General features: G+C 64.5%; 9 protein-coding genes. 4 read left to right on the top strand and 5 right to left on the bottom strand.

Annotated features, from left to right (window positions below):
- Window positions 1-109: 109 nt before the first annotated feature.
- The 5 genes from A2J03_RS20490 to A2J03_RS20475 form a co-directional block, all read right to left on the bottom strand.
- Window positions 110-778 carry a rhomboid-like protein gene (locus A2J03_RS20490; RefSeq protein WP_068377707.1) on the bottom strand — a complete coding sequence of 223 codons (669 nt, stop codon included), beginning with the start codon at window positions 776-778 and terminating at the stop codon, window positions 110-112.
- A gap of 84 nt (window positions 779-862) precedes the next feature.
- Complete coding sequence (gene serC / locus A2J03_RS20485; protein WP_068377704.1) at window positions 863-1,984, bottom strand: phosphoserine transaminase; 1,122 nt, start codon at window positions 1,982-1,984, stop codon at window positions 863-865.
- A 223-nt stretch (window positions 1,985-2,207) separates the two neighbouring features.
- Window positions 2,208-3,158 carry a hypothetical protein gene (locus A2J03_RS20480; RefSeq protein WP_068377702.1) on the bottom strand — a complete coding sequence of 317 codons (951 nt, stop codon included), beginning with the start codon at window positions 3,156-3,158 and terminating at the stop codon, window positions 2,208-2,210.
- A 24-nt stretch (window positions 3,159-3,182) separates the two neighbouring features.
- Window positions 3,183-3,353 carry a hypothetical protein gene (locus A2J03_RS31230; RefSeq protein ID WP_197480883.1) on the bottom strand — a complete coding sequence of 57 codons (171 nt, stop codon included), beginning with the start codon at window positions 3,351-3,353 and terminating at the stop codon, window positions 3,183-3,185.
- A gap of 108 nt (window positions 3,354-3,461) precedes the next feature.
- Complete coding sequence (locus A2J03_RS20475; RefSeq protein ID WP_068377700.1) at window positions 3,462-4,580, bottom strand: citrate synthase 2; 1,119 nt, start codon at window positions 4,578-4,580, stop codon at window positions 3,462-3,464.
- Between the two features lie 156 nt (window positions 4,581-4,736).
- On the opposite strand from A2J03_RS20475, the gene pdxH reads away from it, so the two are divergent.
- From pdxH to A2J03_RS20455, 4 genes are read left to right on the top strand one after another with little or no spacing between them, the layout of a single operon-like run.
- Complete coding sequence (pdxH, locus tag A2J03_RS20470; RefSeq protein ID WP_068377709.1) at window positions 4,737-5,354, top strand: pyridoxamine 5'-phosphate oxidase; 618 nt, start codon at window positions 4,737-4,739, stop codon at window positions 5,352-5,354.
- Complete coding sequence (locus tag A2J03_RS20465) at window positions 5,351-6,643, top strand: MFS transporter (RefSeq protein ID WP_068377698.1); 1,293 nt, start codon at window positions 5,351-5,353, stop codon at window positions 6,641-6,643. The genes pdxH and A2J03_RS20465 overlap by 4 nt, the downstream gene beginning before the upstream one ends.
- On the top strand, window positions 6,627-7,559 hold the full coding sequence (locus A2J03_RS20460; protein WP_068377696.1) for an aldose 1-epimerase family protein: 933 nt from the start codon (window positions 6,627-6,629) through the stop codon (window positions 7,557-7,559). Before A2J03_RS20465 ends, A2J03_RS20460 begins: the two co-directional genes overlap by 17 nt.
- A complete protein-coding gene (locus tag A2J03_RS20455; RefSeq protein WP_068377694.1) occupies window positions 7,556-8,494 on the top strand; it encodes a carbohydrate kinase family protein in 939 nt (312 codons plus the stop codon). The genes A2J03_RS20460 and A2J03_RS20455 overlap by 4 nt, the downstream gene beginning before the upstream one ends.
- Window positions 8,495-8,670 lie beyond the last annotated feature (176 nt).

Here is an 8,670-nt window from a genome sequence, read left to right as displayed (position 1 = left end):
AGATCTCGCACCTTGACCTCCTCATCGCGCCGACTCGCGATATTGTCCCTCGACTGTAATCCACTCGTGATGTTCAGCTGGTGTCCGACACGCTTGTTTCGTCCCAGTGTCAAAGACTAGTCATCGAGTGCTCCGGTTGCACACGTTCGGCAGCGTCGGAGTGAGATCGATTGGAAAGCAACCGTTTTCCATCGCTGTGCGCGAACATCGCGCCCAACGCGAAACCGATGAACAATGCGCCGGCATGGCCGAACGCTGTGAAGGACGGATCCGAGATCGCAGCAGCGACGACGGCGACGATCCACCCGGTTGCCCATATGACCATCCAGCGGGCGGGTAGGTAGGTGATCATGGATCCGACGACTGCTGCTGCCGCATAGCTGATCCCGACGTCGACAGTCATCGCGAGGGAATCGGCCAGCAGATCGGCGTGTATCCCGACGGACAAGCCGGCGGCAACAGCGGCCGTGGCGCCGACGTGGCCAACGGCGGCGGTCAGAAGGAATCGCTTCGATCCCGAGATCCATTCTGCGGCCGCGAAGAGCGCGGCAACGGCCGCGAGCCAGCCCCAGTTCAGGTCGCCGTCGGTGAGGAATGCGCTAGTGACGAGGGTGGCGATATGGCCGTCACTCAGATTGCGAAGGTTGGTGCTTGCCTCGTGCAGAACACGCCACTGGGTGTGTGGTCCAAGTTGGTCCATGAGGAGAGCGACCACGACGGAGATGGCGACGTAGGCGATGGTGACACGCAGCCTCGACAGAGCGACGAGAACACGCATCGGGCGCCCTTTCGAGGTAGTTCGACTTGCGAATCAGTCGCCAGTCTAGGCCTCGCCGAGGGCGCCCGAGCTGTGAGCCTGCTGCTAGTTCAGTGTGGAGACGACCCAGTCGATGCTCTTGGTGAGAGCGGTGACATCGTCCGGCTCGATCGCGGGGAACATGCCGACGCGCAGCTGGTTGCGACCGAGCTTGCGGTACGGCTCGGTGTCGACGACGCCGTTGGCGCGAAGGATCTTCGCAACCTGTGCGGCGTCGATCTTCTCGTCGAAGTCGATGGTGCCGACGACCTGGCTGCGGTGCGCCGGGTTCTCGACGAACGGCGTCGCGAATTCGCTTTTCTCGGCCCAGTCGTACAGGCGCGACGACGAATCAGCCGTACGCGCGGTAGCCCAATCCAGGCCACCCTGCGAGTTCAACCACTCGATCTGGTCCGCGAACAGCAGAAGCGTCGCCACCGCAGGTGTGTTGTAGGTCTGGTCCTTGCTGCTGTTGTCGATGGCAATCGGAAGCGACAAGAAGTCCGGGACCCAGCGGTTCGACGCCTGGATCTCGCTGACGCGTTCGAGCGCAGCCGGGCTCATCAGCGCAACCCACAGGCCACCGTCGGCGGCGAAGCACTTCTGCGGTGCGAAGTAGTAGACGTCCGAGTCGGCGACGTTCACCGGAAGGCCACCGGCACCCGAGGTCGCATCGATGGCGATGAGCGCATTCTCGGATCCGGCCGGACGGCTCACCGGAATGGCGACACCCGTCGACGTCTCGTTGTGTGCCCAACCGATGAGGTCGACGGACGGATCGGACGTCGGCTCGGGGGCGCTGCCCGGATCTGCCTTCACGACGATCGGGTCGCCGATGAAGGGGTTGTTCTTGGCAACCGAGGCGAACTTCGAGCTGAACTCGCCGTTGGTCAGGTGCAGGGACTTTTCGCGGATCAAGCCGAATGCGGCGGCGTCCCAGAATGCGGTGGTGCCGCCGTTGCCGAGCACGACCTGGTAGCCCTCGGGAAGGTCGAACAGATCTTTGAGTCCTCCGCGCACGCGTGCAACGACGTCCTTGACCGGCTTCTGACGGTGGCTCGTACCGAACACGGATGCACCGACGTCGACCAGGGACTGCAGCTGCTCGGGGCGAACCTTGGATGGTCCGCAGCCGAAACGTCCGTCGGCGGGCAGAAGATCGGCGGGAATGATCGGCAAATCGGCCATTGAGCAGCGCATCCTAGCGTCGAGGGATTATGGCAGCTACAGGGTAGTCGCTGCACGTCGGGCGGTTGCGCGCAGGTTTGTAAGGCGTTGCCTGGGCTGGTTGGGCTTGGGTGGTTTTCCGATGTGTTCCGCGCAGGTTCCAGCGGCCGCGCAGGTTGCAACGCGGGCGTGGGCTGGAAGGTGCGCGTTCAGGGGCGAGCAATGTTGAGGGGCGAGCAAATGTTCAGGGCCGAGCAATGGTGCGGGGCGTCGGGAGTGATGCCGCCAGCTCGAATGCGCGCCTCAGCTTGGCGGCGAATCGCTCTGGATTGTCGAGGTCGGACCACGTGCACCGCGCGAACACCCAACCCAACGCCCGCATCTCGTCTTCGCGAAGCTTCTCGGCTACTACAACATCCGCTGCCGTTTGCCCAGTCTGGAGGTGCTTCGTGTACTTCACCTTGCCGTCGAATTCGAGGATGACGCCGAGTACGAACAGAAAGTCCGTACGGCCCAGAAAACGGCCCGCTTCGTCGTACAGATTCACTTGCAGCTCGGGCGCAGGGAAGCCGAGTCGGTGGAGCAACACACGCGTGCGGGACTCGCCGACGCTCTCGCTCCGAGAATCACAGAAGCCCAGCGTGCGTCGGGCAGTGACTAGTCCTCGTCCACCCGATCGCTCGAGCGCCGCGCTGATGCCGGCCATGGTCGCCGAACCAGCCCGGAGTGCCGCGTCGCCGACGCATACTCCCGCCTCGAACGGGAGAATCCTCAGCAAGTCTGCAACGGTTCGGTCCGGGGAAGTGACCGGAATGCCGTCGATCATGACCATGTCAGCGGCAGTGAGGGGAGTTGCGTGGACATGGCGGAACTTCGTCCTCCGACCGCCTGACGTTCGATCCGCTGTGACGTGCACCCGGGTCAGGTCCGGAGCCCACATCGCGAAGCCATGGAGGACCGCGGCTGATTGGTGACTCACAACCAGCTTGCTCTTGGCCGCGGAGAGGTTCGCTCGGATCGCGAGTAGATGTAGATCTTCGGCGCGCATCGCTTCGAGTGCAGCCGTCGCCGCAAAAGCGCCCCGGCGGAGAGTGGTGATCGATCCGTCCGCCTTCGCGCTCCGAATATCGCTGTCTGTCGATCCGCTGCGGATCAGTTCGCGTCGCAGCAGCAGGGGATCGTCACCGATGTGCATGGGGCAATGCTGACCGCTGCCCGATCAGAGCGGTAGATGTGGATAGCCAGCCTGTGGATAGTCGAAAATCGTGTACATTGCGTCGCTCCGCCCCTGCTCCGCGCAGGTTCCAGCGAGCGCGCGGGTTGCAACGCGGGCGTGGGCTGGAAGGTGCGCGTTCGCGCCCGGAAGTGACCGAATGAGTCGTTCGGTCATCGTGGGATTCGTCCCGCGCAGGTTCCAGCGAGCGCGCGGGTTGCAACGCGGGCGTGGGCTGGAAGGTGCGCGTTCGCGCCCGGACGGTCCCCGAATACCGAGCAAACCTCAGACGATCTGGCCCCACCCGTCGACGGACTGGGGCGTGCGAGGCGCCGGTCCGGTGTAGATGGCGGCCGGGCGCACGAGCTTGCCCAGGCGCTTCTGCTCGAGGATGTGCGCGCACCATCCGGCGGTACGGCCGCAGGTGAACATGGCGGGCATCATGTGCGCCGGAACTTCGGCGAAGTCGAGGATCACTGCTGCCCAGAATTCGACGTTGGTCTCGATTGCGCGGTCGGGACGACGCTCACGCAGTTCGGCCAGTGCTGCTTGCTCCAACGCGGCCGCAACCTCGTAGCGCGGCGCGTTCAGACGCTTGGCCGTTGCGCGCAGCACCCGGGCACGGGGGTCTTCGGCGCGGTAGACGCGATGGCCGAAGCCCATGAGTTTTTCTTTGCGGTCGAGGATGCCCTTGACGAGGCCTCGGGCATCGTCGGTCTTTTCGACTTCTTCGATCATCGGCAGCACACGAGCCGGTGCTCCGCCGTGCAATGGACCCGACATCGCGCCGATGGCTCCGGAGAGTGCGGCAGCGACGTCGGCACCGGTGGACGCGATGACGCGGGCGGTGAACGTCGACGCGTTGAGGCCGTGCTCGGCGGCGGAGACCCAGTAGGCGTCGATGGCTGCGGTGTGCGCGGGGTCGGGGTCGCCCTTCCACCGCGTCATGAAGCGTGCGGTGACGGTTTCGCACTGGTCGATCTTCTTCTGCGGCACTGCGGGCTGGTAGATCCCGCGGGCCGACTGCGCGACGTAGGACAGTGCCATGACGGATGCGCGGGCGAGCTGATCGCGGGCGGTGGCGTCGTCGATGTCGAGGAGCGGCTGGTAGCCCCAGATCGGGGCGAGCATCGCCAGGCCGGCTTGGACGTCGACTCGGACGTCACCGGTGTGGATGGGCAGTGGGAACGGCTCGGCCGGCGGCAGTCCCGGGCCGAAGCGGCCGTCGACGAGCAGCGCCCACACGTTGCCGAAGGTGACGTTCTTGGAGACGAGATCCTCGATGTCGACGCCGCGGTAGCGCAGTGCGCCGCCGTCCTTGTCCGGTTCGGCGATGTCGGTGGTGAACGCCACGACGCCTTCGAGCCCACTGACGAAATCTTCCGGTATCTGCTGAACAGCCATTTCGCGTGGACTCTTCCTGATCGGGCCCGTGGAACAACCGCGTGAAACAACAAGGGTCGATTCCATCTCCGGGCTTGCCTGTGGGTGAACTTTAGCGGGTCGTACCCGGGAGTAGCGTCTGGGTTCGTGCGGAACGACAAACCACCCCTCGCCGACATGCGAGTCGACTACAAGGAAGACGTCGATCTCGACGTCGAGCGGCTGCAGAACGGCTGGCTGCCGTTGGCCCAGGAATGGCTCGCCGATGCGATCGATGCCTCGATTCCGGAGCCGAACGCGCTGGTCCTGGCCACCGTGGACGCAGACGGCCGCCCGTCGACCCGGACGGTTCTGTGTAAGGGTCTCGACGCCGACGGTGTCGTGTTCTACACCAACTACGACTCGGACAAGGGCACGCAGCTGCAGCGCACCGCTTATGCATCGCTGACGTTTCCGTGGATCGGCATCGAGCGTCAGCTGACGATCCGAGGCGCCGCCGAGAAGGTGTCGGCGGAGATGACGGCCGAGTACTTTGCGTCTCGTCCTCGTGGTTCGCAGTTGGGTGCGTGGGCGTCGCAGCAGTCGAGGCCAATCTCCTCGCGTGCGGCGTTGAACGACGCGCTCGACGCAGTGACGGCGAAGTTCGAGGGCAGGGACGTACCTGTTCCGCCGCACTGGGGAGGATTCCGGGTCCGCCCGGATACCGTCGAGTTCTGGCAGGGCCGAAAGTCACGTCTGCACAACAGAATCCGCTTCACGGTCGCGACGTCGAAAGTCGAGCGCCTGCAGCCGTGAGCGCGCTTCGCGGCATTCTCGCCGACACGACTCCTCTGAAGACCCCGGCATACCGCCGGTTGTGGCTTGCCAACATCGTCACGGTCATCGGCGCTCAACTGAGCATAGTGGCTGTCCCGCAACAGGTTTTTCAGATCACCCTCAGCTCGGCCTACGTCGGGTTGACGGGTGTCTTCGCGCTGGTCCCGCTCATCGTCTTCGGGCTGTGGGGTGGTGCGCTCGCGGACGTGATGGATCGCCGAACACTGCTGATGATCACCACGTGCGGGCTCATCGGAACGTCGGCGCTGTTCTGGTTGCAAGCGTTTCTCGACCTGAACAACGTCTGGATCATTCTCGTGCTGTTGGCAGTTCAGCAGGCGTTCTTCGCGGTGAACCAGCCGACCAGAAGTGCGATCCTTCCCCGCATTCTTCCGGCCGAGCAGCTTCCGGCTGCCAATTCGCTCAACATGACCGTGATGAACTTCGGGGCGATCGCGGGTCCCCTGAGCGCGGGCATCCTGATCTACTTGATCGGGCTCGAGGCGCTGTACCTGATCGACACCTTCGCGCTGTTCGCGACGCTGTGGGCCGTGTTCAGTTTGCCTTCGATTCCCCCGGCGAAGACCGGGCAACGAGCCGGATTACGGTCGGTGTTCGAGGGTTTCGCGTACCTCGCGACGCAGAAGGTGCTGCTGGCGTCGTTCGTCGTCGACATCATCGCGATGGTGTTCGGCATGCCGCGCGCGTTGTTCCCGCAGATCGCGCACGAGAGCTTCGGGGATCCTGCGTCGGGCGGACCGGTCCTCGGCATGCTGTTCGCAGCGATGTCGGCCGGTGCGGTGATCGGCGGAGTCTTCTCCGGTTGGCTGCCCCGGGTGCGGCGTCAAGGTCTCGCGGTGCTGATCTGCATCGTGGTGTGGGGCGTGGCGATGATCGGGTTCGGTGTCGCGGTCGGTCTTGCAGCGGGCGGTGCGACGGCGATCGCGCTGTGGTTCGCCTTGGCGTTCCTTGCCCTCGGTGGTGGCGCCGACATGATTTCGGCCGCGTTCCGATCGACGATGCTTCAACAAGTTGCCACCGACGAGATGCGTGGACGCCTGCAAGGAGTGTTCATCGTCGTGGTGGCGGGCGGCCCCCGAGTGGGAGACGTTCTGCATGGCGCGGCGGCGGCGTCGGTCGGAACGGCGGCGGCTGCTGCGGGAGGTGGAGTGCTCGTCGTCATCGGCGTCTCGATCGCCGCGTTGGCTCTTCCTGCGTTCATTCGCTATCGAGTGGGGAAGGTGGTGGAGAATGGCACCCATGGCTGACGTACAGAGCTATCTGCTCACCAGTGGTAGGTACCGAGCGGAGATCGCCTCGACGGGCGCGGGGCTCCGGATGCTCGAATTCGACGGTGTGCCTTTGACCGAGACCTGGAAGGTGGGCGAGAAGCCGCCGCTGTCCGCTGGACTGGTCCTTGCGCCGTGGCCCAACCGCGTCGCCGACGGCACATTCACGTTCGAAGGCACCGAGCATCGGCTCGAGATCACCGAGCCTTCCCGCAACAACGCGAGCCACGGATTCGTCCGTCGCGTCGACTGGACGTTGGTGGACCGCTCGCCGTCGCGCGTCGAGCAATCCGTCGAGGTCGGTCAGCACGAAGGGTGGCCGTATGCGTTGACGGTGACCGTCGCGCACGAACTCACCGAGGACGGTCTGCTCGTCACGGCGACGGCGAAGAACGACGGTGATACCGACGCGCCCTACGGGATGGGCTTTCACACCTTCGTGCGCGTCGGCGACGTCCCTCTGGACGACTGCACGCTCGAGCTCTCGGCAGGTACGCGTCTGCAGCTCGACCCGGTGCGGAACCTGCCCAACGGCCCATCGGTGCCGACGGCTGGGTCGGATTACGACTTCACCGCGCCGAAATCGCTGAAGGGCGTCTGGCTGGACACGCCCTTCAGCGCCGAACTGCCCGACCCCGACGGCAGAGCGAGGCACTACCTGCGGAGCCCTGACGGCGCCGCGACAGTTCTGTGGACCGACCGGGAATTCGATTGGGTGCAGGTGTTCACCGCGGACCCGGCGAAGGACCAGGCGTATCCCGATCGCGGGCGAGCGCTGGCAATAGAACCGATGACGTGCCCGCCGGATGCGTTCAACTCCGAGATCGATCTCCTCGTCCTGAAGCCCGGCGAATCCTGGACGGGCACTTGGGGAATGGAGTACCGAGCAGCATGACGATCCTGGTGTGCGGAGAGGCACTGGTCGACCTGGTTCCGGTCCACGAAGGCCCGCTGCTGTCGCCGAAGCTCGGCGGTGGCCCGTTCAACGTCGCGATCGCGCTCGGCCGTCTCGGCGAGAAGGTCTCGTTCCTGTCGCGGGTGTCGACCGATGCGTTCGGCGAGCAGATTCTGCAGAGTTTGCGTGATGCGAACGTCGACGTGTCGATGGTCCAGCGTGGAGCCGAGCCGACGACGCTTGCGATGACGAATCTGGCCGACGACGGCAGCGCCCAGTACTCGTTCTACGCGGACGGTACGGCGGACCGTCTGGTACAGGATCCAGGTGATCTGCCGGACGAGATCACGACGCTGTCGTTCGGAACGCTGTCGTTGCTGTACGAGCCGGGCGCATCGATGTACGCGGCGTTGCTCCACCGTGCGCACGCGGCCGGGAAGTTGACGATGCTGGATCCGAACATCCGGCCCGCGGCCATCGACAGTACGAGTGGTGACATCACGGCCGACGGTTTCAGGCGACGGTTCCTGTCGTGGTTGCCTGCGGTCGACATTCTGAAGGTGTCCGAGGATGATTCCCACTGGCTGGGATTGGGTTCGGAAGGTTCGACGGTCGACGACTGGCGTGCGGCGGGAGTCACCGCCGTGGTCATGACGCGTGGTGGCGACGGAATCTCGGTGTTCACGGCGTCCGGTGAGATAGGTGTGGAAGGCGTGCAGGTCGACGTTGTCGACACCATCGGTGCTGGTGACACGGTCCACGGCGCCCTGCTCGCCTTTTTGGAGAAAGAGAATATTGTCACATCGAGTGCCCTGAGTGACATGGGCAAGCGAGACTGGGAACGAGCACTGGGGTTCTCCGCGCGAGCAGCAGCCGTCACCGTTTCTCGCCCGGGTGCCGACCCTCCGTGGGCGTCCGAGGCGCCGAGAGACTAGTTTCTCTATCGACGATAGAAGTGTCCGTTTTACGTACGTGTCCGTTACAAGAGTTCGAGAGGGACCATTCGTGCCCGCTGAGAATGACGCCAAAGCCACCCTCACCTATCCCGGTGGCGAACACACCATGTCCATTGCCAAGGCGACCGAAGGCAATGACGGCATCGAGCTGGGAA

The organism is Rhodococcus sp. EPR-157 (genome assembly GCF_001647195.1).
GTDB lineage: Bacteria > Actinomycetota > Actinomycetes > Mycobacteriales > Mycobacteriaceae > Rhodococcoides.
This window is presented reverse-complemented; position numbering and strand designations above follow the sequence as displayed.

Excerpts from the sequence above, each read along its gene's own strand:
- A2J03_RS20490 (WP_068377707.1), bottom strand. The coding sequence starts at position 778 with ATGCGTGTTCTCGTCGCTCTGTCGAGGCTGCGTGTCACCATCGCCTAC.
- A2J03_RS31230 (WP_197480883.1), bottom strand. The coding sequence starts at position 3,353 with ATGACCGAACGACTCATTCGGTCACTTCCGGGCGCGAACGCGCACCTT.
- A2J03_RS20460 (WP_068377696.1), top strand. The coding sequence starts at position 6,627 with ATGGCACCCATGGCTGACGTACAGAGCTATCTGCTCACCAGTGGTAGG.
- A2J03_RS20480 (WP_068377702.1), bottom strand. The coding sequence starts at position 3,158 with ATGCACATCGGTGACGATCCCCTGCTGCTGCGACGCGAACTGATCCGC.
- A2J03_RS20455 (WP_068377694.1), top strand. The coding sequence starts at position 7,556 with ATGACGATCCTGGTGTGCGGAGAGGCACTGGTCGACCTGGTTCCGGTC.
- A2J03_RS20475 (WP_068377700.1), bottom strand. The coding sequence starts at position 4,580 with ATGGCTGTTCAGCAGATACCGGAAGATTTCGTCAGTGGGCTCGAAGGC.
- pdxH (WP_068377709.1), top strand. The coding sequence starts at position 4,737 with ATGCGAGTCGACTACAAGGAAGACGTCGATCTCGACGTCGAGCGGCTG.
- serC (WP_068377704.1), bottom strand. The coding sequence starts at position 1,984 with ATGGCCGATTTGCCGATCATTCCCGCCGATCTTCTGCCCGCCGACGGA.